Below are 25,368 nucleotides of genomic sequence, written 5' to 3' on the forward strand. Positions count from 1 at the left end.
GAAAAACCCACGCATCTTGAAATGACAGGGAACGTTGCCATGTAAAGACCACTCGGAACTTCAAGACCGCCAACTTTTGCCGATATAAGTGACAACGGAAGCCGGTTTTCCCAACACAAGGAATTTCAGTCATGAACATGCTCTACGACTCGGATGCCTTCGCTGTGGTCCACATCCTGGCCAACGCACCCACAGAAGGTGAAGACACGTCCGCGCAAGGCCCACAGATCCCGCGCCATGGGTTCGAGATCGTGGACAAGCGCTCGGGCAAAGAGGTGTATCTCGACGGCTCATGGGCCGAGATGTTCCAAATCCAGATCACCGCCTGGCAGCAGAGCACCCCTTCGCAGGAAGAGGTGGAAGACACGCTGGAAGGCTACGCAGAATTGGCTCAAATGCCAGTTGTGATGCACTAGACGAGTTCCTCCCCGCTCCACTGCCCGGCCTTGTCCGGGCTTTTTCACGTCTGGCGGTAGCGCCAGCGGTACACCGGCTCGGCCAGCACCAGCACGGCCACCAGGCGGCAGACCTGGAAGGCGGTCACCACGGGCACACCGAGTTGCAACACCTTGGCGGTGATGGCCATCTCGGCGATGCCGCCGGGGGCCGTGCCCAGCAGCAGGGTGGCCGGGTGCAGGCCGGTGGCTTTGGACAGGCCCCAGCCGAACAGCGCACAGATGCCCATCATGAAAAAGCTGGCGAACGCCACCGAAGCCAGCCAGCGGGGTGCCGTGTGCACGAAGGCCGGCGTGAAACGCACGCCCAGGCTCACGCCGATGACCAGCTGCGCCGCGTTGGACAGCGGCTGCGGGATCGCGGACCAGGTGACGCCACAGAGCGTGATCACCATGGTGACCACCAGCGCACCCATGAACCACGGGTTGGCGCGGCCCAGCCATTGCATGACCAGCGCCCCCACGAGCGTGAGGCTGGCGAGCACCAGCAGACCGGTGGCCTGCACCTCGCGCGGGCCCAGGGTGAGCGTGTCCAGGCCATTCACACCCCAGAACTGCAGCGCAAACGGAATGGTGAGCGTGACCAGCAACACGCGCAGGCTGTGCGCGGCGGCCACCAGATCGGTGCTCGCACCCTGGCGCTCGGCGATCAGCGTCATCTCCGAGGCCCCGCCGATGGACCCGGCAAAGTAGGTCGTGCTCAGCAACTGCGCAGGTGTGAGGTGCGCCAGGTGCCCCGCATGCAGGCGGCGGAGCCAGGCACCAAAGGCCAGCCCCAGCAGCAGCGCCCAGGCAATGCCCAGCGCGATCGCCCACCACAGGCTGGCCACCAGCGCGCCCACGACCGGCGTGAAATACAGGCCCAGTGCGGTGCCGATGACCCACTGCCCGGTGTTGCGCAGTGGCGTCCAGCTCTCGGTGGGTACACCCAGCATCGAGACCAGCGCGGTCACCAGCAGCGGACCAATCATCCAGGGAATGGGCGTTCGCAGCCACACGCAAAGCAGCGCGGCGGCCAGGGCGAGCAACAGGGTGATGACAACACGCCGCCACGAAGTGGGGCCAAAGGCGGGCAAGGGAGGCACTCGGGTACTGGTGTGATGCGTCTGCCACGGGCGGCAGGCCACGTAGTATCCACGCATGACCTGTCGATCTGCTGTCGCACTGAGCGTGAGCATGGCCCTGCTGGGCGCCTGCGCTCACCAGCCGCCCACCACCGTGTCCGCCCTGCTCGAACGCGTGATGCCAACGCCCGTGCTCATGCTCGGCGAGCAACACGATGCGCCCGAACACCAGGCATTGCAGCGCGACGTGGTGCAGGCGCTGGGTGCGCGCGGTCAGCTCGGCGCGCTGGTGATGGAGATGGCCGAGCAAGGCCGCCAGACCACCGGCCTGTCGGCCGATGCCAGCGAAACCCGGGTGCGGGAGGCTCTGGCCTGGACCGACGACGCCACCACCGGCTGGCCCTGGGCCACCTACGGCCCGGTGGTGATGGCCGCCGTGCGCGCGGGTGCACCGGTGCTCGGTGGCAACCTGCCGCGCAGCCAGATGCGCGCGGCCATGGGCAATGCCGGGCTGGAAGGCCGCATCAACAGCGCTGCCCTGCAGGAGCAGCGCGAAGGCATCCGCAGCGGCCATTGCGACCTGCTGCCCGAGGGCCAGATCGGGCCGATGACGCGCATCCAGCTGGCGCGCGACGACGCCATGGCCCGGACCACGGTGGCCGCTGTCGAGAAGGCCGGTGCGGGCAAGACGGTGGTGCTGGTGGCCGGCAACGGCCACGTGCGGCGCGACCTGGGTGTGCCGCTGTACCTGCCGGCCACGCTGGAACACCGGGTGGTGATGGCACAGGCCGGCGGGCCCAGGACGGCCCTGCCCTCGGACGCGGTGTGGCTCACGCCGCCCCAGCCGCCGCGCGACCACTGCGCCGAACTGCGCCAGCAGTTCAAGCGCTGAAGCGCGAACTCAGGCGGCTCTTTTCACGGCGTCGGCCAAGGTGCCGACCATCGTCTCGATCTGGGATTTCTCCACAATGAAGGGCGGCGCGAACACCAGGTTCTCGCCCGCGTTGCGCACCAGCACGCCGCGGTGGTAGCAGTCCATGAACACGTCAAACGCGCGCTTGCCCGGCAGACCGGCGATGGGAGCAAGTTCCACCGCTGCCGCCAAGCCCAGGCTGCGGATGCCGATCACATTGGGCAGGCCCTTGAGCGCGGCGTGCATCGCATCGCCCAGCACCGGGCCCATCGCGCCGGCGCGCTCGAACAGATGCTCTTCGCGGAACAGATCGAGGGTGGCGATGGCAGCAGCACACGCCACCGGGTGGCCCGAGTAGGTGTAGCCGTGGAAGAACTCGATGGCGTGCTCTGGTGCGCTGCCGTGCGCGCCCATCATGGCTTCATAGATGCGGTCGGTGCAGACCACGCCACCGAGCGGGAACACGCCGTTGGTCACGGCCTTGGCGAAGTTCAGCATGTCGGGCTGCACACCGTAGTAGTCCGACGCGAAGGCCGTGCCCAGACGGCCGAAGCCGGTGATGACCTCGTCGAAGATCAGCAGGATGCCGTGTTTGTCGCAGATCTCGCGCAGCCGTTTCAGGTAGCCCTGCGGCGGCACATACCAGCCCGCGCTGCCGGCCACCGGCTCCACGATCACGGCAGCCACGTTGCTCGGGTCGTGCAGCGGCAGGATGCGGTTTTCCAGCTCCAGCAGCAGGTCCTCGTCCCACACCGGTTCGGTGTTGTGCACATAGGCATGTTTCACCGGGTCGTGAATGAAGCGCAGGTGGTCCACGCGCGGCAGCAGGCTGGTGCCGTAGACCTTGCGGTTGGCCGGAATGCCACCGACCGACATGCCACCGAAGCCCACGCCGTGGTAGCCGCGCTCGCGGCCGATGAAGACGTTGCGGTGGCCCTCGCCGCGCGCGCGGTGGTAGGCCAGCGCCACCTTCATCGAGGTGTCGGCCGCCTCACTGCCCGAGTTGCAGAACAGCACCTTGTTCAGGTCGCCGGGGGCCAGGGCGGCGATCATCTCGGCGGCGCGGAAGGCCTTGTCGTTGCTCACGCTGAAGGCGGTGCTGTAGTCGAGCGTGTCGAGCTGCTTCTTGATCGCCTCGTTGATGGGCTTGCGGTTGTGGCCGGCGCCCACGCACCACAGGCTGGAGATGCCATCAATCACCTGGCGGCCGTCGTGCGTGGTGAAGTGCATGCCGTCGGCCGCCACGAAGATGCGCGGGTCCTTGGCAAAGCTGCGGTTGGGGGTGAAGGGCAACCACTGGTTGTCCATGCGAAGGTCGTTGTAGGCCATGGGGGGAGACTCCGGCACAGATGAGGAGCCGGAATTGTGGCACCGGCACCCACACGCCGGTGGCTCCACTGCCAGGGCGCTGCGCAGGCCCACCGGCGCCCTTGCTGCGACAATCGGCCCGCCATGAACCACACCCACGTCCTCACCCTCTCCTGCCAGGACCGCCCCGGCATCGTGCACGCCGTCTCCGGCTTTTTGTTCGAGCATGGCGGCAACATCGAAGAAGCCGCGCAGTACAACGACCACGACACCGGCCTGTTCTTCATGCGGGTGCAGTTCGCCTGCAGCCAGCTCACGCAAGACGACCTGCTGCTGCGCCTGAAACTCTTCGCCGAGCCCTTCGGCATGCGCTGGAGCCTGCATCCGCTGGCCGAGCCGGTGCGCGCCGTGATCTTTGTCAGCAAGGAAGGCCACTGCCTCAACGACCTGATGTTCCGCTGGAAGAGCGGCCTGCTGGCGCTGGACATCCGCGCCATCATCAGCAACCACCGCGAGTTCTACCAACTCGCGGCCAGCTACAACGTGCCGTTTCACCACATCCCGGTGACGGCCGCCACCAAAGCGCAGGCCGAGGCGAAACAGCTTGAGGTCATCCGCAGCGAAGGCGCCGAACTGGTGGTGCTCGCGCGCTACATGCAGGTGCTCAGCAACGACCTGTGCCGCGAACTCGCGGGCAAGGCCATCAACATCCACCACAGCTTCCTGCCCAGCTTCAAGGGCGCCAAGCCCTACTACCAGGCACACGACCGCGGCGTGAAGCTGATCGGCGCCACCGCCCATTACGTCACGGCCGACCTCGACGAGGGCCCGATCATCGAACAGGACGTGGCCCGCGTGGACCACACCGACACGGTGGAAGACCTCACCGCGCGCGGCCGCGACACCGAAAGCCAGGTGCTGGCGCGAGCGGTGAAGTGGCACAGCGAACACCGCGTGCTGCTGAACGGACACAAGACCGTCGTCTTCAAATGATCCGGATTCCGCCGATTCAGTGCCTGCTCACCTTCGAGGCGCTGGCGCGCCTGCGCAGCGTCACGCAGACGGCGGATGAACTCAATGTGACACCCAGCGCGGTGAGCCACCGCATCAAGCAACTGGAGCAGATCCTGGGCACCAAGCTGTTCGGGCGAGCCGATTTTTCGCTCACCACCGAAGGCAGCGAATACCTTGCCCACGTGCGCGACGGTCTGGCCACGTTGCAGAAGTTTCCGAGCAACGCCGCCACGCCGGGACGGCGCAAGCTGCGCGTCGCGGTCACGCCCACCTTTGCGCGCTCGGTGCTGCTGCCGCGCCTCAAGCAGTTCAATGACGCCTACCCCGAGATCGACCTCACGCTGCAGGTGAGCATTCCGCTGCTGGACGTGGTGGCCGAGGACGCCGACCTCACCGTGCGTTTCGGCACCGGGCGTTATGCCGACGTGGAACACGTCTGCCTGATGAAGGACGAAGTGACGCCGCTGGCCTCACCCGCCTTCGTGCGCGAACACGGTCCGTTCGAGAGCACACAGGACCTCGACGGTGTGCCGCTGCTGCGCAGCCCGCTGGAGCCTTGGCGCACCTGGTTCGCCGCGCACGACCTCGACTGGCCCGAACCCAACGAGGGTTCGCAGTTCAACGACATCGGCCTCATGTGCGACGGCGCCGCCGCCGGCATGGGCGTGGCCCTGGTGCGGCTCAAACTCGCCGCGCCCTGGCTGGAGCACGGCACGTTGGTGCCGCTCTACAGCCGCCACGTGCCCAGCCCGCACGCGCACTACCTGTGCTGGCGCACCGGCACCATGGACCGCTGGGAGTGCGCGGCGTTCGCAGAGTGGCTCAAAAAGGCTGTGAGCTGACCGTCAAAGCTGACGATCCGGCGCCGGGCCGCCCCAAGCCGGATCAGCCCCCCCGGGGGGGCAGCGACCCGCGCAGCGGCGGAGCGTGGGGGCATGAACCTCCGGCGCCGGGCCGCCCCAAGCCGGATCAGCCCCCCCCGGGGGGCAGCGACCCGCGCAGCGGCGGAGCGTGGGGGCATGAACCTCCGGCGCCGGGCCGCCCCAAGCCGGATCAGCCCCCCGGGGGGCAGCGACCCGCGCAGCGGCGGAGCGTGGGGGCACAGTCACTCGATCGTCAGGCGTTGGCCGGCGGTGGGCAGCTTTTTCGGCAGCGTCAGCTGCAGCACACCGTTCTCGTATTTCGCCTTCGACGTCGCGTTGTCGATGTCCTGCGGCAACTGAAAGCTGCGCGACACAGCGCCGTAGAAGCGTTCGCTGCGCAACAGCTTTTCGCCTTCGGACTGGCTGTCCTGCTGGCGGATCTCGGCGCGCAGTGTGACCACCGGGCCGTCGATCGTGACGTGTATGTCTTCGCGCGACACACCAGGCACCTCGGCTTCCACCGCATAAGCCTCGGGCGTTTCCTTCACATCGATCTTGATTTGCGCTGGCAGCGGCTCGCCGTGCAGGGGTTTGACGTAAAAGCCAGGGGCGACATCCTTGAAGAAGTCGTCGAACAGGTGGTTGCGGGCAATCAAACGGTTCATGGCAAGTGCTCCAGAAAAGGGGTTGAACAGTTGCGCCCGAGGGCGCCTTTCGGTGCTCCTCAGTTGAAGCTGCACGCGGGAAATTTCAAGGGGGCTGCAAGTTTCTTCAAACCATGGACGGGGCGTTGTCCTAAACTGAACTGGCCACCTTGCAATCCATTTCGAGCCTGCCATGAACGCACCCGCCTCCCCCGCCCAGGCCACCCAGCTCCAGCGCGCCGCGCGACAGGCCGAGGTGGTGCGCGCCCTGCAGGCCGTCGTGCCAGCCCACGCCCTGCTCTGGCAGGCGGAAGACACCGTGCCCTACGAATGCGACGGACTGACCGCCTACCGCGAGCGCCCACTGGTGGTGGTGCTGCCCGAAACCGAAGCCCAGGTGGCCGCCGTGCTCAAGGCCTGTCACGTGCTCGATGTGCCGGTGGTGGCGCGCGGCGCGGGCACGGGTCTCTCGGGGGGGGCCATGCCGCACGCCCTGGGGGTCACGATGTCGCTGGCCAAGTTCAACCGCATCCTGAAGATCGACCCGCGATCGCGCACGGCGGTGGTGCAGGCCGGCGTGCGCAACCTCGCCATCTCGGAGGCCGCCGCGCCACACGGCCTGTACTACGCGCCCGACCCGAGCAGCCAGATCGCCTGCACCATCGGCGGCAACGTGGCCGAGAACTCCGGCGGCGTGCACTGCCTCAAGTACGGGCTGACGGTGCACAACGTGCTGCAGGTGCGCGGCTTCACTGTTGAAGGCGAGCCCGTCACCTTCGGCGGCGAGGCGCTGGACGTGCCCGGCTTTGACCTGCTCTCGCTGGTCATCGGCAGCGAGGGCATGCTGGCCGTGACCACAGAAGTCACCGTGAAACTGGTGCCCAAGCCCCTGCTGGCGCGCTGCATCATGGCCAGCTTCGACGACATCCGCAAAGCCGGCGACGCGGTGGCCTCCGTCATTGCCGCCGGCATCATCCCGGCCGGGCTGGAGATGATGGACAAACCCATGACGGCCGCGGTGGAGGACTTCGTGCACGCGGGCTACGACCTCGACGCCGAGGCCATCCTGCTCTGCGAGAGCGACGGCACGCCCGAAGAGGTGGAAGAAGAAATCGGCCGCATGAGCGCAGTGCTGCGCGGCTGCGGTGCCACCGCGATCGCGGTGAGCCAGAACGAGGCCGAGCGCCTGCGCTTCTGGAGCGGGCGCAAGAACGCGTTTCCGGCCAGCGGGCGCATCAGCCCCGACTACATGTGCATGGACTCGACCATCCCGCGCAAGCGCCTGGCCGACATCCTGCTGGCCATCGCCGAGATGGAGAAAAAGTACGGTCTGCGCTGCGCCAACGTGTTCCACGCCGGCGACGGCAACCTGCACCCGCTGATCCTGTTCGATGCGAATGACGCCGACCAGCTGCACCGCTGCGAACTCTTCGGCGCCGACATCCTGGAGACCAGCGTGGCCATGGGCGGCACGGTCACGGGCGAGCACGGCGTGGGCGTGGAGAAGCTCAACAGCATGTGTGTGCAGTTCTCGCCCGAGGAGAACGAGCAGATGTTCAGCGTCAAGCGGGCTTTTGATACCAAATCGCTACTGAATCCGGGCAAGGTGATTCCCACGCTGCAACGTTGTGCTGAATACGGAAAAATGCTGGTGCGCGGCGGACGTCTGGCGCACCCCGACCTGCCCCGGTTCTGAGGGTCAAATATCACATTCGACGGGGTGCCCCCTGGGGTACAGTTGGCCGAATGAGCGCTCTCTTCCCTCCGAAAGACAGCCGTCTGGATGCGAACCGATCTGAAGCCACGGTTTCGGCTCGCGAACGGGCGCTGTTGCTGGAGATCGAGACGCTCAAGGCGGAGAACCTGCACCTGCGCCGCAACTACGCCCAGCACATGGGCGGCAGCCTGCATGAAGGCTCCGATCTGAGTTTTCACGCCGATCTGCCACTGTCGCTCGAGCTGGCGCTCGACGCAGACAAAGGTTCGCCCGTGGCGGCCGCGCAGCTCGAATACGAGGCGCTCTTCGCCGCGCTGGGCAGCGCGTTCCCGATCGGCATCTTCCGCACCGACCAGGCCGGTGTGCTGACCCATGTGGATGCCCGGCTGCAGCAGATTTTTGCGCTCGACAAACACGACTTCCCCAACTTCGGCTGGCTCGACCGCGTGCATCCCGACGATTTGCCGCGGGTGCAGGAACACTGGATACGAGGGATCGCCACTGGCGAGAGCCTGAGCTTGGAGTTCCGGCTGGTCCGGCCAGGCAACGAGTTGGTGCATGTGCTGGCGCGCAATTCGCCCTTGCGCGACGAACACGGAAACGTGACCAGCCAGCTCGGCTTCATCCAGGACATCACGCCCATGCGCGTGCTGGAGGCCGAAGCCCGCATCAAGGATGAGCTCAACCGCCAGATCATCGCCAGCAGCCCAGACTGCACCAAGGTGCTGGATCTCGAAGGCCGTGTGGTGCAGATGACGGCGCAAGGTTGCCGACTGGTGGAAGTGGACGACTTCGAGCAGGTTCGCATGGGCGCATGGGCCGAATGGTGGCCCGATGACGGCGTTCAACTCGCGCTGGACGCGGTGGCTTCGGCGAGCCGCGGCGAGGGTTCGAGATTCGTGGCCTATGGCCCCACGTTCAAGGGCACGCCCAAGTGGTGGGACACCATGGTCACGCCGATCTGCGATGCCAGCGGCCAACCGGTGATGCTGCTGGCGGTCTCACGCGACATCACCGAGCAGCACCTGCAACAGGAGAGCATCCAGCGCTTCAACGCAGAGCTGGAAAGCGCCGTGCAGCTGCGCACCGAAGAGCTGGCCGAGGCCAAGGACCGGGTTCAGTCGGCCTTGCGCGAGGCCCAGATTGCCTACAACCAGGCGCCTTGTGGCTACCACTCGGTGGATGCCACCGGCACCTACGTGCTGATCAACCAGACCGAACTCAACTGGCTGGGCTACGAGAACCGCAGCGAGGTGGTGGGCAAGAAGCACTTTCGCGACCACGTGCAACCCGCTTACCTCCCCACGGTGCTGGAACGCCTGCAGCGCCTGGTGCGCGGCGAGACGCTGGAGGCCGCCGAGATAGGCATGCTGCGGCGCGACGGCTCCACCTTCATTGGCCTGCTCAACACCACCGCGGTGCTGGACGAGCAGGGCCGCTTCCTGCGCACGAACAACACGCTGGTGGACATCACCGAGCGCAAGGCGGCCGAGGTGGCGCTGGCGACGCAGCGCAACTTCCTGCAAACCATCACCAGCAGCGTACCGGTGCAACTGGCTTATTTCGATCGCGACCTGATCTGCCGCTTTGCCAACGCCAGCTATGCCCGCTGGGTGGATGGTTCGCCCGAGAAGCTGGCAGGCCTGCACATGAGCCAGATTGCCAGGCCACAAGACCTGGAGGCCACGCACGCGCGCCGGCAGGGGGCGTTGGCGGGTGTGGCACAGCAGTTCGAGGGTGAGCGCGTGTTCCCGGATGGCACGGTGTTCTACGCCAGCATCAACTACACGCCCTACTGGCAAGACGGCGAGGTGGTCGGGCTCTTCGTCCAGATGATGGACATCACCGAGCGCAAGGCGTCGGAAGATCTGGTCACCCAGGCCAACTGCCAGCTCAACCAGGCCCTGAGCCAGGCGCAGGCCCTCTACAACCAGGCGCCTTGTGGCTACCACTCACTCGACATCCGGGGCATCTTCGTGTCGATCAACGACACCGAGCTGGGCTGGCTGGGCTACAGCCGCGACGAGGTGGTGGGCAAGATGGGCTTTCGCGAGGTGATCCCGGCAGCGGACGTGGCGCTGCTCGAAGCCCGCATGCGCAAGATCCTCAAGGACGATGCGCTGGAAGGGGTCGAGTACCAGATGCGCCGGCGCGATGGCAGCACCTTTGATGCGCTGCTGTCCTCGTCGGCGGTGCGCGACAGCGAGGGGCGCTTCCTGCGCAGCAACACCACGGTGGTGGACATCACCCACCGCAAGGCAGCCGAGACCTCACTGCGCGACAACCAGCGATTCCTGCAGACCATCACCGACCATGTGCCCGGCCTCATCGCCTACCTGGACGCCGGGCTGCGCTTTCGGTTTGCCAACGCAGAACACCTGCGCGTCTATGGCATGGACCCGGCGCTCATCCTGGGTCAGCACATCAGCCATTGCGTGCGGCCCGAGCTCTGGGCCGAGATCAAACCCCGCATGGAAGCCACGCTGGCGGGCCAGGAGCAGAACTTCACCGCGTGGCGCCCCACGGTCGATGGCAAACACATCTTCGTCAGCTCACGCTACCTGCCCGATGTGCAGGACGGCATGGTGAAGGGCCTGTTTGTCCAGATCATCGACATCACCGCGAGCAAGCTCATTGAAGAGCGGGTGAGCAACCTCAATGAAGAGCTGGAGGAGCGCATCCGCGAACGCTCGACCGAGTTGCTGGAAGCCGAGCAGCGTTTCCGCCTGATGGTGGACAACCTGCGCGACTACTGCATCTTCTTCATGGACGCCGACGGACTCATCACCGACTGGACCGACAGCGCCCAGCGCATGGACGGCCACTCGCCCACGCAGATGCTGGGCCGGCATTACGGCGTGCTGTTCGACCCCGCCAACCCCGAGCACGGGCGGACCCGGGCAGACCAGATGCTGCGCCTGGCGGCCTCGCGGGGTCAGCACGAACTGCACAACTGGCACACCCGCAAGGACGGCACTCAGTATTGGTCGCACTCGGTGCTGATCGCGCTGCGAGACGACAGTGGCGAGTTGCGCGGCTTTGCCAAGATCAACCGCGACATGACCGACGCCAAGCGACTCGACGACCTGATGCGCAACATCAACGACGAGCTGGAGAACCGCGTGGTCGAGCGCACCGAACAGCTGCTGGCGGCCAACAAGGATCTGGAATCCTTCTCGTATTCGGTGTCGCACGACCTGCGTTCGCCCCTGCGCCACATCTCCAGCTTCGTGAGCCTGCTCGAAGAACACATGGGCAGCCAGTGCGACGAGGTGAGCGCGCGTTACCTCAACACCATCGGCAACTCCGCCCGCCACATGAGCCAGCTCATTGACGGCCTGCTGGCGTTCTCCCGCCTGGGTCGGGCCGCGGTCAACGTGACGCCGGTGGATTTTCAGCTGCTTGTGGAAGCGGTGGTGGCCCAGATCGGGCACGACACCGAGGGGCGCATTGTCGACTGGGTGGTCGCCCCCGACCTGCCGGTGGTACAGGGCGACGCCTTGCTGCTGCGAGAGGTGTGGGCCAACCTGTTGGGCAACGCCTACAAATACAGCCGCCCACGTGAACGATCGCGCATCGAGGTGGGCTGGAGCGTCGACCCGGTCGTGGGCTACACCTTCTTTGTCCGTGACAATGGTGTGGGTTTCGACACAAAATACGCGCAGAAGCTGTTTGGCGTGTTTCAGAGACTGCACCGCGCCTCGGAGTTTGAGGGCACGGGCATCGGGCTGGCGCTCACACGGCGCATCATCGAGCGGCACAGCGGCAGCATCTGGGCCGAAAGCGAGCTCGGTGTCGGCAGCGTCTTTTACTTCTCCCTCCCTTTTGAGGGCCCTGGTTTTTCCGACTCCCCCCTGGATTCGATGCCTGCCCCCCTGGAATCATGAGCAAAAACGCCGACGCCATCCTCCTGGTCGAAGACAACCCCGACGATGCCGAGCTGACCAAACTGGCGCTCTCGCGCCATGGTCTGGACGGAAGGGTCACCCACGTCTCCGACGGCATGCAGGCGCTGGACTACCTGCACCGCCGCAACGGCTTCAGCAACCGCGCCGGCAGCAATCCCGTGCTCGTGCTGCTCGACCTGAAAATGCCGCTGCTCGACGGTATCGGTGTGCTCAAGGAAATCAAGGGCAGCGACCTGCTGCACAACATCCCGGTGGTGGTGCTCACCTCGTCCACCGAGCCCAGCGACCTGCTGCGCGCCTACGACGCCGGCACCAACGCCTACATCGCCAAGCCGACCGAGTTCTCCCAGTTCCTCAGTGCCATGAAGCACGTGTGCGAGTTCTGGATCAACATCAACCAGACCGCGCCACAGACCGTCAATGCGACGGTTCGCAACACCGGCTTCGGCGACCTCATCTGAACCGGTTCACCAGGTATCGATGAACCGGCTGGCTGTCGGCTCGCCGAGCTTCGCGCCGGCCAGCCCCCGCACCAGCCACGAGCGTGTTTGCGCCGGATCGATCACGGCGTCAATCTCCAGCGTGGTGGCCATCTGCTCGGCCGATCCCTTCGCATACTGCTCCGCCACCAGGCGCTCGTACAGCGCATCGCGCTCGGCGCCTTCAGCCGCAGCCTGCAACTCCTTGCGGTAGCCCAGTCGCACCGCACCTTCCAGCCCCATGGCGCCAAATTCACCGGTGGGCCAGGCCACGGTGAACATCGGTGCGTGGAACCCGCCGGCTGTCATGCCCATCGCGCCCAGGCCATAGCCCTTGCGCAGCACCACACTGAAGCAGGGCACGCGCAACTGAGCCGCCACCACGAACAGCCGGCTCACATGGCGCACCTGTGCCCGAGCCTCCATGGCCGGCCCCACCATGAAGCCCGGCGTGTCGACCAGGCTCACGATCGGCAGACCGTGCGCGTTGCACAACTGCATGAAGCGCGCGGCCTTGTCGGCCGCGTCCACGTCGATCGCACCCCCCAGGTGCAGCGGGTTGTTGGCCATCAAGCCCACGGCGCGCCCCTCGATGCGCGCCAGCGCGGTGTGAATGCCCACGCCAAAACCGGTGCGCAACGCCAGCAAGCTGCCCTCGTCGACCAGTCCCCGCATCACGGTCTGGGTGTCGTAGGCACGCAGGCGGTTCTCGGGTACGGCATCGCGCAGGGCCAGCGCATCTGGCGCAACCCAATCGGGCAGGTGCCCCTGGAAAAACGACAGGCAGTGCCGCGCCGCCACCACCGCCTGAGCCTCGTCGTCCACCAGCACATCGATCACACCGTTGGCGTGCTGGATATCGCTCGGCCCGATCTCTTCGGGCCGAAAACTGCCCAGCCCGCCGCCCTCCACCATGGCGGGTCCACCCATGCCGATGTTGCTGCCGCGCGTGGCGATGATCACGTCGCTGCAGCCCAGCAGCGCGGCATTGCCCGCGAAGCACCGTCCCGCCGCGATGCCGATCACCGGCACCTGGCCGGACAGGCGGGCGAATGAGGCAAACGTACCCACGTGCAGGCCCGCCACGATGGGCATGTCGGTGTCGCCCGGTCGGCCGCCACCACCCTCGGCGAACAGCACCACCGGCAGTTTCTGACTCAACGCAATGCCCAGCATGCGGTCGGTCTTCTGGTGGTTGCGCATGCCCTGGGTGCCGGCCAGCACGGTGGCGTCGTAGGCCATCACAACGGTGCGCGATCGCTGCGGACCGACCTGCGCTGCGTTGACCGACCCGATGCCCGTGACCATGCCGTCGGCCGGCGTGTTGGCCACCAGATCTTCAGCGCTTCGGCGAGCGCGCTGCGCGGCCACCGCCAGGGCTCCGTACTCGATGAAGCTGTCCTCGTCGCACAGATCGGCGATGTTCTCGCGCGCTGTGCGCAGACCCAGTGCGTGGCGACGCGCCACAGCGTCGGGCCGCGCCGCATCTTGCGCGAGCGCATCGCGGTCCAGCATCGCCTGCAGGTCGGGGCGCACCAATCCCTGCGCGGTCGGACGGATGGACGCCTCGGCCACCACGGCGGGGCTCGTTGCCAACGGTTCGGCGCGCAGCAACACGTCGTTCAGCTGCACCGGCTCGTCGGGTCCGAACATCAGCTCCAGCACCCGCGCATCGGACCCGGCACGCAGTTCATGCTCCATCTTCATGGCTTCGAGCACCACCAGCACGTCACCGCGCCGCACGGTGTCACCCGGTGCCACGAGCCATTGAACGATCCGTGCCTGCAGGGGTGAGTGCAAGAAATTCATGGCGGGATTCTGCGCTGCGTCACCCGCGGCAACGGTCGATGACGCGACAGGTACCCACCATGCAAACAGGCCCTGAAGAGGGCCTGTGACGGGGGACAGCAGCGGGGGATCAATAGATGTCGGAATCAGCCCACTGGGACGAAGGACCGAAGTCGTTGGCCGAAACCGGGGTGTTGAGGTTGAGGACGAACACCACCTCGCCACCGAAACGACCCACACCCAGGCTTTTCATGAGCTGCTGCTCCTGCTCGGGGCGCTCCATGCGCAGGAAACAAATGGCCTGCTTCGTGCCTTCGTGCATTGCGGTCAGGATGTCCAGCCGCGTGATGCGTCCGAATTCGCTGCACAACTGGTGCAGCGCCGACTTCAAGCTCGGCACATCGCTGTGTTGTCTGAGTTCTGCAAGTGTGCTCACAATCGACTCCAAGTTCGTTTCTGTCGTTGCGGTTGTACCCTGAGCCAAGGTCCAAGGCGTTGGCAGGCGTGAATGGTAGCCCAGTTGCCACGAAAACTAACAGTTTTGTTACAACTTGGCCGAGCTGCGGGGTCCGCTGTGCGCTACGTCACACACAGTCTGTGATGGGAGCACAAGTCTGCGCCATTGCGATGACAACACTTCTGTATTCTCAGGCCACACCACCACCGGAAGTTCCCGATGCGACCCGCTTCCCCAGCTCCCACCTCCGCCACCAACAACGCGGCCGAAACGACGCCGGCGAATGACCCTGGGGCGTTCCCACAACGCGGGGGATTTGATCGACTGGCCAGCTGGGCTGCCCGTGCGGCGGGTGTGTCCGCTGTGGTGCTCTTCGACACCACACAGTGGCCGCCTCGGGTGATGGGGTCTCACGGGCTCGCGCCGTCGGCCATCGCAGGCGCACCACAGGCCGTTGCAGCGCTGTTCGATGAGGGTGCCCAGGAATGCCGCCTGACGGCTCTGGCCAACCACCCGGCCGGGGCAGCCCTGGAAGCCTGGGCGGCCCTCAAACCCCTGAACAACCTTCACTGGTGGCCACTTTCAGCCGCTGGCGCAAGCGCCGCATCGGCCTTGCTGCTCATCAACAGCGTGCCTCTGCATCCATGCGACACCAGCGAACCGGCCCTGCAGGAGCTGGCGGCCCACGCCGTGGACATGGTGACGCTGGCGCTGCGCTGCGAGCAAGGCGAGTTGCGCAATGTCCAGATCGTGCGGGAAAGCGAGAGCCGCCTGAACCTCACGGAGCACACCGCGGGCGCGGGCAGCTGGTCCATGCAGCTGGACAGCGGCGAACTGGTGCACTCCGATGAGTTCGCCAGCATCCTGGGACTGACAGATCACCGGCAGGTCACTTCGCTGGACACGATGGTGCAGCGCTACAACCCGGAATGGCGCAGCGGCATTCGCCAACGGCTGGAGCGCTGTGCGCAAACCGGCGAGGGCTTTGACGAAGAGATCCAGATCATGGTGGAAGGGGGGGTGTCGAAGTGGGTGCGCACCGTCAGCTCCGCCGTGCGTGGCATTGATGGCGAGATCGTTCGCATCCAGGGGGCGATCCAGGACATCTCGGCGCAGAAGCAGGCCCAGCAGGACACGCTGCGCCTGGCGATGCGCCTGACCACCACGCTGGCCAGCATCACGGAAGCCTTTGTCACGCTGGACCGCCAGTGCTGCTTCACCTACTTGAACCAGGAAAGTGAGCGTCTGCTGCAGAAGACCACCGCCGACCTGCTGGGCCAGGAGGTCTGGCACGATTTCAGCGGCGCTCTGGCCGAGCGGCTCAAGGACAAGCTCACCCGATCGCTCAACACCAACCGCCGGGTGGAGCTGGAAGAATTTTTCCCCACGCTGGGCAAGTGGATGGAAGTGCGGGCGTATCCGTTTGCCGAGGGCCTGGCGGTGTATTTCCGCGACGTGACCGAGCGCAGGCGCTCGCAAGAGCAACTGATGCTGCTGGAGACCAGCGTGTCCCGGCTCAACGACATCGTGGCGATCGCGGAAACAGGCGCCGGCAGCCAGGAGCCGCGCATCGTCTTCGTCAACGACGCGTTTCAGCAGCAGACCGGGTACACGCGCGCCGAAGTCATCGGTCAGACGCCGCGCATCCTGCTGGAGCTGGACCCGGCCATGAACCACCTCAACACCCTGGTTGCCAGTCTCCAGCACAACCAGCAGGCCCGCACCGAGCTGATGGTGCGGCGCAAGAACGGCGCGCTGTTCTGGATCGAGCTGGAAGTGGTGACGGTGCAGGCAACGGCCGAAGAGGTGACGCACTGGGTGGCCGTGGGCCGGGACATCACGCAGCGCAAGACAGCCGAAGACATGATCCGCCACCTGGCGTTCTACGACGCGCTGACCGACCTGCCCAACCGCCAGTTGCTGCTGGACCGGCTGCAGCAGGCGCTGGCCGCCAGCGCGCGCACCGGACAGTTCGGTGCGTTGATGTTCATCGACCTGGACAACTTCAAGATCCTCAATGACACGCTGGGCCACCACATGGGTGACCAGTTGCTGCAGAAGGTGGCCACGCGCCTGACGCAGAGCGTGCGCAAGAGCGACATGGTGGCTCGCCTGGGCGGTGACGAGTTCGTGGTGATGGTCGACGACCTGAGCACCGACGCCGAAGCGGCAGCCTACAAGGCGCGCGCGCTGGGTGAAAAAGTCCTCAAGACCTTGCGTGAGCCTTTTCAGCTCAACGGCCACCAGCACTTCGCCACACCCAGCATCGGCGTGACCTCGTTCGACGGCAATCAAAGCGATGTGGGCGAATTGCTCAAGCAGGCGGACCTGGCCATGTACCAGGCCAAGTCGATGGGGCGCAACACGCTGTGTTTCTTTGATCCCGACATGCAGGCCACGGTCAGCATCAATGCCACGGTGAGCTCAGACCTGCGCATCGGGCTGCGTGAGGAACAGTTCATCCTGCACTACCAGCCGCAGGTGGACCGGGTGGGGGTGGTCACCGGCGTGGAAGCACTGGTGCGCTGGAACCACCCCGTGCGCGGGCTCACCTGGCCAGCCGAGTTCATCCCGGTGGCCGAAGACACGGGCCTGATCCTGCCGCTGGGTCAGTGGGTGCTGGAGACCGCCTGCGAGCAGCTCGCCATCTGGGCGCACCGCCCGCAGACCGCCAGTCTGAGCATCGCGGTCAATGTCAGCGTGCGCCAGTTCCGCCACCCCGACTTTGTGGACATGGTGATGGCCGCCATCACGCGCACCGGCATCCGGCCCCACCGCCTCAAGCTGGAACTCACCGAGAGCCTGCTGGCCGACCGCATGGAGATCACCATCGACAAGATGGGCATGCTCAAGGCACTGGGTGTCACGCTCTCGCTCGACGACTTCGGCGTGGGCTACTCGTCACTCTCGGTGCTCAAGCGCCTGCCGCTGGACCAGCTCAAGATCGACAAGGGTTTCGTGGCGGATGTGCTGACCGACCCCAACGATGCTGCGATCTCGCGCGCCATCATCGCGCTGGCGCAAAGCCTGAGCCTGCAGGTGGTGGCCGAGGGCGTGGAGACGCAGGAGCAGCGCGACTTCCTGGCCTACCAGGGTTGTGACCAGTTCCAGGGCCACCTGTTCTCCAAACCGCTGGCCATCGAGGAGCTGGACGCGATGCTGGAGAACCCGACCTCGGGCATGGTCGTGATGAGCTGATGCCTCAACCGGTGAACAGCGCCACGTTGCCGCCGGCGGCGGTGGTGTTGATGGTCAGGGTCTGCTCGGCGCAGAAGCGCAGCAGGTAGTTGGGACCGCCCGCCTTGGGGCCGGTGCCGCTGAGTCCTTCGCCGCCGAAGGGCTGCACCCCCACCACGGCACCGATCATGTTGCGGTTCACGTAGACGTTGCCCACCCGCGCCGCACCGGCCAGCGCCAGGGCGCGGCTGTCGATGCGGGTCTGGATGCCCAGCGTGAGGCCGTAGCCCAGCGCGTTGATCTGCTGCACCACGGCCATCGGGTCGCCGCCCCAGCGCACCACCTGCAGCACCGGTCCGAAGATTTCCTGCGTCACCTCGGCGATGGAACCCACCTCGAACATCTGCGGTGCGATCACGTGCGGCTGCTCGTGCGCGGCACGGCGGCTGCCCAGCAAGGGCTTTGCGTCGGTGTGCAGGCGCTGCACATGGCGGGTGATGCCTTCGAACGCCTCGGCATCGATCACGGGCCCCAGGTCGGTGGCCAGCTCGGACGGGTTGCCGGCGACCAGTTCTTTGGCTGCGCCTTCGATCATCTCGATCACACCGTCGGCAATGGCCTCGTGCACGCACAGCAGGCGCAGCGCCGAGCAGCGCTGGCCCGCGCTGCGGAATGCACTCTGCACCACCGCGTCGGCCACCTGTTCGGGCAAGGCCGTGCTGTCCACCAGCATGGCGTTGATGCCGCCGGTTTCGGCGATCAGCGGGATGATGGGGCCGTCTTTCGCGGCCAGAGCGCGCTGGATGATCTTGGCCACCTGGGTGGAGCCGGTGAACACCACGCCGGCAATACCGGGCTGGGCCACGAGCGATGCGCCCACGGTCTCGCCCGGGCCGTGCAGCAGCTGCAACGCGTTGGCCGGCACGCCGGCGGCGTACAGCAGCTTCACCGCCTCCAACGCGATGGCGGGCGTCTGCTCGGCCGGCTTGGCCAGCACGGTGTTGCCGGTGGCCAGTGCTGCGGCGACCTGGCCCGCGAAGATGGCCAGCGGGAAGTTCCAGGGGCTGATGCAAACCCATGCGCCACGGCCTTCCAGGCGCAGCGTGTTGCTCTCGCCGGTGGGGCCAGGCAGCGTCTGCGGCGCCATCACGCGCTCCGCATCGTTCGCGTAGTAGCGCAGGAAGTCGATCGCTTCGCGCACTTCCGACACGGCATCGCCCCAACCCTTGTGCGCTTCCTTCACCAGCAGGGCACACAGGCGCGCCTGTTGCTGCTGCATCGCGTCGGCCGCGCGGCGCAACGAAGCGGCGCGCTCGGCCACCGGCGTGTGGTTCCAGCCCGCGAAGGCCTGCACGGCTTTCGCCACGGCCGCCTGCGCCTCTGCGGCTGTGGCCTCGGGCACGGTGGGCACCACCAGCGCGGCGTGTGCGGCCAGCAGCGGTTCGCGGTGCGCGACCACGGCGAGATCCAGCCCCAGGCTGTTCGGCCGTGCCATGCCATACAGATCGGGCGGCAGCGGAAGCGCTGCGGCCATGGCGGCGGGCCTCGACTGCTCCAGCGGCGAGACCAGCAGCTCGTCCATGCCCACCGATTCGTCGGCGAGCTGGTGCACGAAAGAAGAGTTGGCACCGTTCTCCAGCAGGCGGCGCACCAGGTAGGCCAGCAAGTCTCGGTGCGCGCCCACGGGAGCGTAGACGCGGCACGACACGGCCGGGTTTTTCAACACCTCGCGGTAGATGCCTTCGCCCATGCCATGCAGGCGCTGCAGCTCGAACGGGACTCCCTGCCTGGTTGCCATTTGAAGGATGGCTGCAATCGTGCCGGCGTTGTGGGTGGCGAACTGAGGGTAGATCGCAACGGATGCGTTCAACAAGGCCTGTGCACATGCCAGGTAGCTCACGTCGGTGTGCGGTTTCTGCGTGAACACCGGATAGGCCGGCAGGCCCAGCTCTTGCGCGCGCTTGATCTCGGCATCCCAGTAAGCGCCCTTGACCAGACGGCACATGAACTTGAGCCGGTACTGCCGCCCCAGCGTCGCCACGTGTTCGATGAGTTCGACCGCGCGCGTCTGGTAGGCCTGCAGCGCCAGACCAAAACCCTGCCATTGCGGACAATGCTGTGCTACCAGCTTCGCCAGCGCCTCGAACACCTCCAGCGAAAGCTCGAGGCGGTCGACTTCTTCCGCATCGATGGTCAGGTTCAGGTTGGCTGCAGCCGCGCCCTCGCACAGCTGCCACACGCGGGGCACGAGTTCGCGCATCACACGATCGTGTTGGGCGTCCTCAAAGCGCGGGTGCAGCGCGCTGAGCTTGATGGAGATGCCGTCGTTCTGGCTCGGCGCGCGCTGGGGGTCGGCTGTTCGGGCGATCGCCGCAATCGCGTTCTGGTAGCTCGCGAGATAGCGCAACGCATCGGCATCGGTGCGCGCGCCCTCGCCGAGCATGTCGAAGCTGAAGCTCAGATTGGCCTGGCGCTTGCGCGCCGACGCGGCCTCCTTCATGCCTTCTTCGATGGTCTGTCCCAGCACGAACTGGCGGCCGAGCAACTGCACCGCGCGCAGCGTGGCGGCCACCACCGTGCGCGCGCCGAGCTTGACCATGAGGCCCGGCTCGTTGCCCGCTTCGGGCAGGAACTTCTTGGACATCGCGATCGCCGTGGAAGACAGCCGCGCCAATGTCGAATCGGCAGCACCGTCAAAGTCCGCGCGGCCGAGCTGGTCGGCGGTCAGCGCGATCGCGGTCTCGGCGTCGGGCACGCGCAGCAGCGCTTCGGCCAAGCGCATGAGGGCCAGGCCTTCGGCGCTGGAGATCGGGTACTCCTTCAGCAAACTCTCCATGGCCCAGAACGGCGGCGGGTTCTCACGCACCGCGCGCACCCAGGGAGCGGCGTCAACGGCGGCTGCAGCCCAGTCGAGCGCGCCCTGCAGCGCGGCCAGGCGCTGGGCCAGCACACCGGCCTCAGAACGGTAGGGGAAGGGGAGGCGGTCGGTGGTGCGCGGCATGAAGGACTCCAGAACGAACGTTGGTTTGTGAATCTGCGTATGTTCTCGCCATCAAGGCTGCACTTTTCACCAAAAATCAGCACTTAACTGGATAATTCACAGCCATGGAACCCAGTCCTGCCGAACCCGACCGCATCGACCTCAAGATCCTCAAGTTGCTGCAGGCCGACGGCCGCATCACCAATCTCAAGCTCGCCGAGGCGGTGGCGCTCTCGCCCACCGCGGTGCTGGCGCGCACCCAGCGCCTGCAGCGCGATGGCTTCATCCTCGGCTACGAGGCGCGGCTGAACCCCCTGAAGCTCGGGCGCGGGATGATGGTGTTCGTGGAGGTGCTGCTCGACCGCACCACGCCCAACGTGTTCAACGAGTTCAAGGCCGCCGTGCAGGTGCGCGACGAAATCATGGAATGCCACATGGTGGCCGGTGGTTTCGACTACCTGCTCAAGACCCGCATGGCCGACATGGCCGCCTACCGCGACTTCGCAGGCAGCGTGCTGTGGCAACTGCCTGGCGTGCGCGAGACGCGCACCTACGCGGTGATGGAAGAGGTGAAAAACAGCTCACAGCTGCCGCTGTGACGCCCAAGGCGGTGAGGGTCCTGCCCGCCCATCAGCTGCGGGCGGGCCGGCTACCGAACACGCCCCGCCCCACCCGCACCATCGTCGAGCCGGCGGCGACAGCCGCTTCGAGGTCGTCGCTCATGCCCAGGGACAAGGTGTCCAGGCCCAGGCCCTGTGCGTTGAGCTGATCGAACAGACCTTTGGCGCGCAGGAACAGGTCACGCTGGGTCCCGAAATCCGGCGCTGGTTCGGGAATGCACATCAGCCCGCGTAGCTGCAACCGTGGCAACCGGGCAACCGCCATGGCCAGCTCCGCCAACGCATCGGGAGCCACACCCGACTTGTTCGCCCCACCATCGACATTGACCTGCAGGCACACCTGCAAGGGCGGCAGGTTGGCTGGACGCTGTTCGCTCAGGCGTTGAGCGATCTTGAGCCGATCGACCGACTGCACCCAGTCAAAGTGCTCCGCCACCGGCCGTGTTTTGTTGCTTTGCAACGGTCCGATGCAATGCCATTGCAACGCAGCATGGGGACGCAACAGGCGCAAGGCTGCGATCTTTTCGGTGCCTTCCTGGACGTAGTTCTCTCCAAAAGCATGCTGACCGGCGGCCAGCGCCAGACAGACGGCGTCTGCATCGAAAGTCTTGGAAACCGCGAGCAAGGTGACCTCGCTCACATCCCGAGCAGCCGCCCTGCAAGCCCGTGCCAATCGCTCGTGAACCTGTTGGAGATTGCCTTCGATGGTCGTCATAATCAGTCGTCATACCTCAACACCGCACGGGACCCCGGGATGGATATCACCCAATTGCTTGCCTTCAGCGTCAAGAACAAAGCATCCGATCTTCACCTCTCGGCCGGTCTCCCACCCATGATACGGGTGCATGGCGACGTGCGACGCATCAACGTCGAACCGCTGGACCACAAGCAGGTCCACGGCATGGTCTACGACATCATGAACGACAGCCAGCGCAAGCAATACGAGGAGTTTCTGGAGTGCGACTTCTCGTTTGAAATTGAAGGGCTGGCCCGTTTTCGCGTCAACGCCTTCAACCACAACCGTGGCGCTGGCGCGGTGTTCCGCACCATCCCGAGCAAGATCCTGACGCTGGAGCAGCTCAATGCGCCCAAGATCTTCGGAGACCTCGCCCTGCGTCCTCGCGGCCTGGTGCTGGTGACCGGCCCGACCGGCTCGGGCAAGTCCACCACGCTGGCCGGCATGGTCAACCACCTCAACGAAACCGAGTACGGCCACATCCTCACGGTGGAAGACCCGGTGGAGTTCGTGCACGAGTCCAAGAAGTGCCTGGTGAACCAGCGCGAGGTCGGCCCACACACGCTGAGCTTCTCCAACGCCCTGCGCTCGGCCTTGCGCGAAGACCCGGACGCGATCCTGGTGGGCGAGATGCGCGACCTGGAAACCATCCGCCTGGCCATGACGGCGGCGGAAACGGGCCACCTGGTGTTCGGCACGCTGCACACCTCAAGCGCTGCCAAGACGATCGACCGCATCATCGACGTGTTCCCCGCCGAAGAGAAAGACATGGTGCGTGCCATGTTGTCCGAATCGCTGGTGGCGGTGATCTCGCAGACGCTGTGCAAGACCAAGGACGGCACCGGTCGCGTGGCCGCACACGAAATCATGCTGGGCACCAGCGCCATCCGCAACCTGATCCGCGAAGCCAAGGTGGCACAGATGTACTCGGCCATCCAGACCGGCAGCAACGTGGGCATGCAGACGCTGGACCAGAACCTCTCGGAGCTGGTCAAGCGCAACGTGATCAGCCCGGCCGAGGCGCGCGGCAAAGCGAAGATTCCCGAGAATTTCCCGGGCTGAGCACAAGAAGGCAGAACACATGGAACGCGACCAGGCATCGAAATTCGTCAACGACCTGCTGCGCCTGATGCTCAGCCGCAGCGGCAGCGACCTCTTCCTCACCGCCGACTTTCCGCCGGCGATCAAGGTCGACGGATCGGTGGTCAAGGTGTCGCCGCAACCGCTGAACGGCTCGCACACACTGGCGCTGGCGCGCGCCATCATGAACGACAAGCAGGCCGCCGAGTTCGAACGCACCAAGGAGTGCAACTTCGCGATCTCGCCACCGGCCATTGGGCGTTTCCGGGTCAGCGCCTTCATCCAGCAGGGCAAGGTCGGCATGGTGATGCGGACCATCCCCGCCGTGCTGCCCACCATCGACAAGCTCGGTCTGCCGCAGGTGCTCAAGGACGTGGTGCTGTCCAAGCGCGGCTTGTGCATCCTGGTGGGCGCCACGGGCTCGGGGAAGTCCACCTCGCTGGCGGCCATGGTCGACTGGCGCAACGAGCACACGCACGGTCACATCATCACGATTGAAGACCCGGTGGAATTCGTGCACCCGCACAAGAACTGCGTGGTCACGCAGCGCGAGGTGGGGCTGGACACCGACAATTGGGAAACAGCGCTCAAGAACACGCTGCGCCAGGCGCCCGACGTGATCCTGATGGGTGAGATCCGCGACCGCGAGACCATGGAACACGCGATCCAGTTCAGCGAAACCGGCCACCTGTGCCTGGCCACGCTGCACGCCAACAGCGCCAACCAGGCGCTGGACCGCATCATCAACTTCTTCCCCGAAGAGCGCCGCACCCAGCTGCTGATGGACCTCTCGTTGAACTTGCGCGCGCTGGTGTCGCAACGCCTGATTCCACGCCAGGACAACAAGGGTCGCCACGCGGCGGTGGAGATCATGCTGAACTCACCGCTGATCTCCGACCTGATCTTCAAAGGCGATGTCGCCGAGATCAAGGAGATCATGAAGAAGAGCAACCAGATGGGCATGCAGACGTTTGACCAGGCGCTCTTCAACGCCTTCGAGGCCAACCTCATCACGTTTGAGGACGCGCTGCGCAACGCCGACTCGCTCAACGATCTGCGTTTGCAGATCAAGCTCAACAGCCAGCGCGCCAAGACCCTGGATCTGGCGGCGGGCACCGAGCACCTGACGATCGTTTAACCCCCCTGCGCCGCGCCTGCTGCACGTCACCCCCCAGGGGGGGCAATGCCTGCGGCGTGGCGTAGCCAGTTCCGCGGCATTCTTGAATTGAATCCCTTCCAACCTCCGAGAGCTTTTCATGAGCAACATCGCTGAACGCACTTACGAATCCATCCCTGCCCGCAAAGTCGCCTTCATCGGCCTGGGTGTCATGGGCTATCCCATGGCCGGCCACCTGGCGCGTGCCGGGCATTCGGTGACGGTCTACAACCGGTCCAGTGCCAAGGCCGCAGCCTGGGTGGCTGAATTTGGCGGCGCGCACCAACCCACGCCGCGCGAAGCAGCGCAGGGTGCCGACATCGTGTTTGCCTGCGTGGGCAACGACGATGACCTGCGCTCCATCACGCTGGGTGCCGACGGTGCGTTCGCCGGCATGGCACCGGGTGCGATCTTCGTGGACCACACCACAGCCTCCGCCGACGTGGCGCGCGAGCTGTACCAGGCTGCGAAAACACTGGGCCTGTCGTTCGTGGACGCCCCCGTGTCGGGCGGTCAGGCGGGCGCCGTCAATGGCCTGCTGACCGTGATGTGCGGCGGTGACGCAGCGGCCTTTGACGCGGTGAAGCCCGTGGCCATGGCGTTTTCGCGCGCCTTCACGCTGCTGGGCGACACCGGTGCCGGCCAGCTCACCAAGATGGTCAACCAGATCTGTATCGCCGGGCTGGTGCAAGGCCTGTCGGAAGCCATTGCCTTTGGCCAGAAGGCCGGACTGGGCATGAACCAGGTGCTGGACGTGATCGGCAAGGGCGCGGCGCAGAGCTGGCAACTCGACAACCGCGGCAAGACCATGGTGGCCGACAAGTTCGACTTCGGCTTTGCCGTGGACTGGATGCGCAAGGACCTGGGTCTGGTGCTCGACGAGGCCAAGCGCAACGGTGCACGCCTGCCGGTCACCGCCCTGGTGGACCAGTTCTACGCCGACGTGCAAGCCATGGGCGGCAACCGCCTGGACACCTCCAGCCTGATCAAACGCCTGAAATGAAGGCCT

19 protein-coding genes are annotated in these 25,368 nt (G+C 65.8%); 12 read left to right on the forward strand and 7 right to left on the reverse strand.

The window, feature by feature from the left end:
• Positions 1 to 131 precede the first annotated feature (131 nt).
• Positions 132 to 416, forward strand: coding sequence for a BTH_I0359 family protein (locus tag F9Z44_RS19110; RefSeq protein WP_159608277.1), 285 nt, complete (start codon positions 132 to 134; stop codon positions 414 to 416).
• A 44-nt stretch (positions 417 to 460) separates the two neighbouring features.
• Here F9Z44_RS19110 and F9Z44_RS19115 read toward each other — a convergent pair whose 3' ends face one another.
• Positions 461 to 1,531: an AbrB family transcriptional regulator gene (locus tag F9Z44_RS19115; protein WP_236574192.1), complete on the reverse strand. Its 1,071-nt coding sequence runs from the start codon at positions 1,529 to 1,531 to the stop codon at positions 461 to 463.
• 64 nt (positions 1,532 to 1,595) lie between these two features.
• Between F9Z44_RS19115 and F9Z44_RS19120 the strand changes: the two genes are divergently transcribed.
• Entirely contained in the window at positions 1,596 to 2,411 is an 816-nt protein-coding gene (locus tag F9Z44_RS19120; protein ID WP_159608279.1) for a ChaN family lipoprotein, read from the forward strand.
• Between the two features lie 9 nt (positions 2,412 to 2,420).
• Here the strand turns inward: F9Z44_RS19120 and F9Z44_RS19125 are convergent, their stop codons facing one another.
• Positions 2,421 to 3,761 (reverse strand): aminotransferase class III-fold pyridoxal phosphate-dependent enzyme, encoded by a 1,341-nt coding sequence (locus F9Z44_RS19125; protein ID WP_159608280.1) that lies wholly within the window; start codon positions 3,759 to 3,761, stop codon positions 2,421 to 2,423.
• Between the two features lie 123 nt (positions 3,762 to 3,884).
• Between F9Z44_RS19125 and purU the strand changes: the two genes are divergently transcribed.
• Together purU and F9Z44_RS19135 are read left to right on the forward strand one after the other, a co-directional pair.
• A complete protein-coding gene (gene purU, locus F9Z44_RS19130; protein WP_159608281.1) occupies positions 3,885 to 4,733 on the forward strand; it encodes a formyltetrahydrofolate deformylase in 849 nt (282 codons plus the stop codon).
• A complete protein-coding gene (locus F9Z44_RS19135; RefSeq protein ID WP_159608282.1) occupies positions 4,730 to 5,596 on the forward strand; it encodes a LysR substrate-binding domain-containing protein in 867 nt (288 codons plus the stop codon). Before purU ends, F9Z44_RS19135 begins: the two co-directional genes overlap by 4 nt.
• Before the next feature lie 263 nt (positions 5,597 to 5,859).
• Here the strand turns inward: F9Z44_RS19135 and F9Z44_RS19140 are convergent, their stop codons facing one another.
• A complete protein-coding gene (locus F9Z44_RS19140; protein WP_159608283.1) occupies positions 5,860 to 6,282 on the reverse strand; it encodes an Hsp20/alpha crystallin family protein in 423 nt (140 codons plus the stop codon).
• Between the two features lie 172 nt (positions 6,283 to 6,454).
• On the opposite strand from F9Z44_RS19140, the gene F9Z44_RS19145 reads away from it, so the two are divergent.
• The 3 genes from F9Z44_RS19145 to F9Z44_RS19155 are packed head-to-tail and all read left to right on the forward strand — an operon-like array spanning position 6,455 to position 12,347.
• Complete coding sequence (locus F9Z44_RS19145; protein ID WP_159608284.1) at positions 6,455 to 7,957, forward strand: FAD-linked oxidase C-terminal domain-containing protein; 1,503 nt, start codon at positions 6,455 to 6,457, stop codon at positions 7,955 to 7,957.
• 50 nt (positions 7,958 to 8,007) lie between these two features.
• The gene (locus F9Z44_RS19150; RefSeq protein ID WP_159608285.1) at positions 8,008 to 11,865 is read left to right on the forward strand and encodes a PAS domain-containing sensor histidine kinase; all 3,858 of its coding nucleotides are present in this window, start codon (positions 8,008 to 8,010) and stop codon (positions 11,863 to 11,865) included.
• Positions 11,862 to 12,347, forward strand: a complete 486-nt coding sequence (locus F9Z44_RS19155) for a response regulator (protein WP_159608286.1) — start codon at positions 11,862 to 11,864, stop codon at positions 12,345 to 12,347. The genes F9Z44_RS19150 and F9Z44_RS19155 overlap by 4 nt, the downstream gene beginning before the upstream one ends.
• Before the next feature lie 6 nt (positions 12,348 to 12,353).
• Here the strand turns inward: F9Z44_RS19155 and F9Z44_RS19160 are convergent, their stop codons facing one another.
• Both F9Z44_RS19160 and F9Z44_RS19165 read right to left on the reverse strand, forming a co-directional pair.
• A complete protein-coding gene (locus F9Z44_RS19160; protein ID WP_442907299.1) occupies positions 12,354 to 14,165 on the reverse strand; it encodes a carboxyl transferase domain-containing protein in 1,812 nt (603 codons plus the stop codon).
• 118 nt (positions 14,166 to 14,283) lie between these two features.
• Positions 14,284 to 14,589 (reverse strand): RNA recognition motif domain-containing protein, encoded by a 306-nt coding sequence (locus F9Z44_RS19165; RefSeq protein ID WP_159608288.1) that lies wholly within the window; start codon positions 14,587 to 14,589, stop codon positions 14,284 to 14,286.
• Positions 14,590 to 14,829: 240 nt separating this feature from the next.
• On the opposite strand from F9Z44_RS19165, the gene F9Z44_RS19170 reads away from it, so the two are divergent.
• Positions 14,830 to 17,808 (forward strand): sensor domain-containing protein, encoded by a 2,979-nt coding sequence (locus tag F9Z44_RS19170; protein ID WP_236574193.1) that lies wholly within the window; start codon positions 14,830 to 14,832, stop codon positions 17,806 to 17,808.
• A 4-nt stretch (positions 17,809 to 17,812) separates the two neighbouring features.
• Here the strand turns inward: F9Z44_RS19170 and F9Z44_RS19175 are convergent, their stop codons facing one another.
• Positions 17,813 to 20,788 carry an L-glutamate gamma-semialdehyde dehydrogenase gene (locus F9Z44_RS19175; RefSeq protein ID WP_159608289.1) on the reverse strand — a complete coding sequence of 992 codons (2,976 nt, stop codon included), beginning with the start codon at positions 20,786 to 20,788 and terminating at the stop codon, positions 17,813 to 17,815.
• A 104-nt stretch (positions 20,789 to 20,892) separates the two neighbouring features.
• Here F9Z44_RS19175 and F9Z44_RS19180 point away from each other — a divergent pair, with 104 nt between their 5' ends.
• Complete coding sequence (locus F9Z44_RS19180; protein ID WP_159608290.1) at positions 20,893 to 21,366, forward strand: Lrp/AsnC ligand binding domain-containing protein; 474 nt, start codon at positions 20,893 to 20,895, stop codon at positions 21,364 to 21,366.
• Between the two features lie 31 nt (positions 21,367 to 21,397).
• Here the strand turns inward: F9Z44_RS19180 and F9Z44_RS19185 are convergent, their stop codons facing one another.
• Positions 21,398 to 22,102: a YggS family pyridoxal phosphate-dependent enzyme gene (locus tag F9Z44_RS19185; protein WP_159608291.1), complete on the reverse strand. Its 705-nt coding sequence runs from the start codon at positions 22,100 to 22,102 to the stop codon at positions 21,398 to 21,400.
• 39 nt (positions 22,103 to 22,141) lie between these two features.
• Between F9Z44_RS19185 and F9Z44_RS19190 the strand changes: the two genes are divergently transcribed.
• The 3 genes from F9Z44_RS19190 (at position 22,142) to F9Z44_RS19200 (ending at position 25,362) form a co-directional block, all read left to right on the forward strand.
• Entirely contained in the window at positions 22,142 to 23,185 is a 1,044-nt protein-coding gene (locus tag F9Z44_RS19190; protein ID WP_159608292.1) for a type IV pilus twitching motility protein PilT, read from the forward strand.
• 19 nt (positions 23,186 to 23,204) lie between these two features.
• On the forward strand, positions 23,205 to 24,341 hold the full coding sequence (locus F9Z44_RS19195) for a PilT/PilU family type 4a pilus ATPase (RefSeq protein ID WP_159608293.1): 1,137 nt from the start codon (positions 23,205 to 23,207) through the stop codon (positions 24,339 to 24,341).
• 118 nt (positions 24,342 to 24,459) lie between these two features.
• Positions 24,460 to 25,362 carry an NAD(P)-dependent oxidoreductase gene (locus F9Z44_RS19200; protein WP_159608294.1) on the forward strand — a complete coding sequence of 301 codons (903 nt, stop codon included), beginning with the start codon at positions 24,460 to 24,462 and terminating at the stop codon, positions 25,360 to 25,362.
• Positions 25,363 to 25,368: the final 6 nt, after the last annotated feature.

Origin of the sequence: Hydrogenophaga sp. PBL-H3, assembly GCF_010104355.1 — a bacterium.
Taxonomy (GTDB): domain Bacteria; phylum Pseudomonadota; class Gammaproteobacteria; order Burkholderiales; family Burkholderiaceae_C; genus Hydrogenophaga.

What these genes read in the sequence shown, in the direction of transcription:
- F9Z44_RS19110 (WP_159608277.1), top strand. Translation starts at nt 132, where the DNA reads ATGAACATGCTCTACGACTCGGATGCCTTCGCTGTGGTCCACATCCTG.
- F9Z44_RS19120 (WP_159608279.1), top strand. Translation starts at nt 1,596, where the DNA reads ATGACCTGTCGATCTGCTGTCGCACTGAGCGTGAGCATGGCCCTGCTG.
- F9Z44_RS19125 (WP_159608280.1), bottom strand. Translation starts at nt 3,761, where the DNA reads ATGGCCTACAACGACCTTCGCATGGACAACCAGTGGTTGCCCTTCACC.
- purU (WP_159608281.1), top strand. Translation starts at nt 3,885, where the DNA reads ATGAACCACACCCACGTCCTCACCCTCTCCTGCCAGGACCGCCCCGGC.
- F9Z44_RS19135 (WP_159608282.1), top strand. Translation starts at nt 4,730, where the DNA reads ATGATCCGGATTCCGCCGATTCAGTGCCTGCTCACCTTCGAGGCGCTG.
- F9Z44_RS19140 (WP_159608283.1), bottom strand. Translation starts at nt 6,282, where the DNA reads ATGAACCGTTTGATTGCCCGCAACCACCTGTTCGACGACTTCTTCAAG.
- F9Z44_RS19145 (WP_159608284.1), top strand. Translation starts at nt 6,455, where the DNA reads ATGAACGCACCCGCCTCCCCCGCCCAGGCCACCCAGCTCCAGCGCGCC.
- F9Z44_RS19150 (WP_159608285.1), top strand. Translation starts at nt 8,008, where the DNA reads ATGAGCGCTCTCTTCCCTCCGAAAGACAGCCGTCTGGATGCGAACCGA.
- F9Z44_RS19155 (WP_159608286.1), top strand. Translation starts at nt 11,862, where the DNA reads ATGAGCAAAAACGCCGACGCCATCCTCCTGGTCGAAGACAACCCCGAC.
- F9Z44_RS19170 (WP_236574193.1), top strand. Translation starts at nt 14,830, where the DNA reads ATGCGACCCGCTTCCCCAGCTCCCACCTCCGCCACCAACAACGCGGCC.
- F9Z44_RS19175 (WP_159608289.1), bottom strand. Translation starts at nt 20,788, where the DNA reads ATGCCGCGCACCACCGACCGCCTCCCCTTCCCCTACCGTTCTGAGGCC.
- F9Z44_RS19180 (WP_159608290.1), top strand. Translation starts at nt 20,893, where the DNA reads ATGGAACCCAGTCCTGCCGAACCCGACCGCATCGACCTCAAGATCCTC.
- F9Z44_RS19185 (WP_159608291.1), bottom strand. Translation starts at nt 22,102, where the DNA reads ATGACGACCATCGAAGGCAATCTCCAACAGGTTCACGAGCGATTGGCA.
- F9Z44_RS19190 (WP_159608292.1), top strand. Translation starts at nt 22,142, where the DNA reads ATGGATATCACCCAATTGCTTGCCTTCAGCGTCAAGAACAAAGCATCC.
- F9Z44_RS19195 (WP_159608293.1), top strand. Translation starts at nt 23,205, where the DNA reads ATGGAACGCGACCAGGCATCGAAATTCGTCAACGACCTGCTGCGCCTG.
- F9Z44_RS19200 (WP_159608294.1), top strand. Translation starts at nt 24,460, where the DNA reads ATGAGCAACATCGCTGAACGCACTTACGAATCCATCCCTGCCCGCAAA.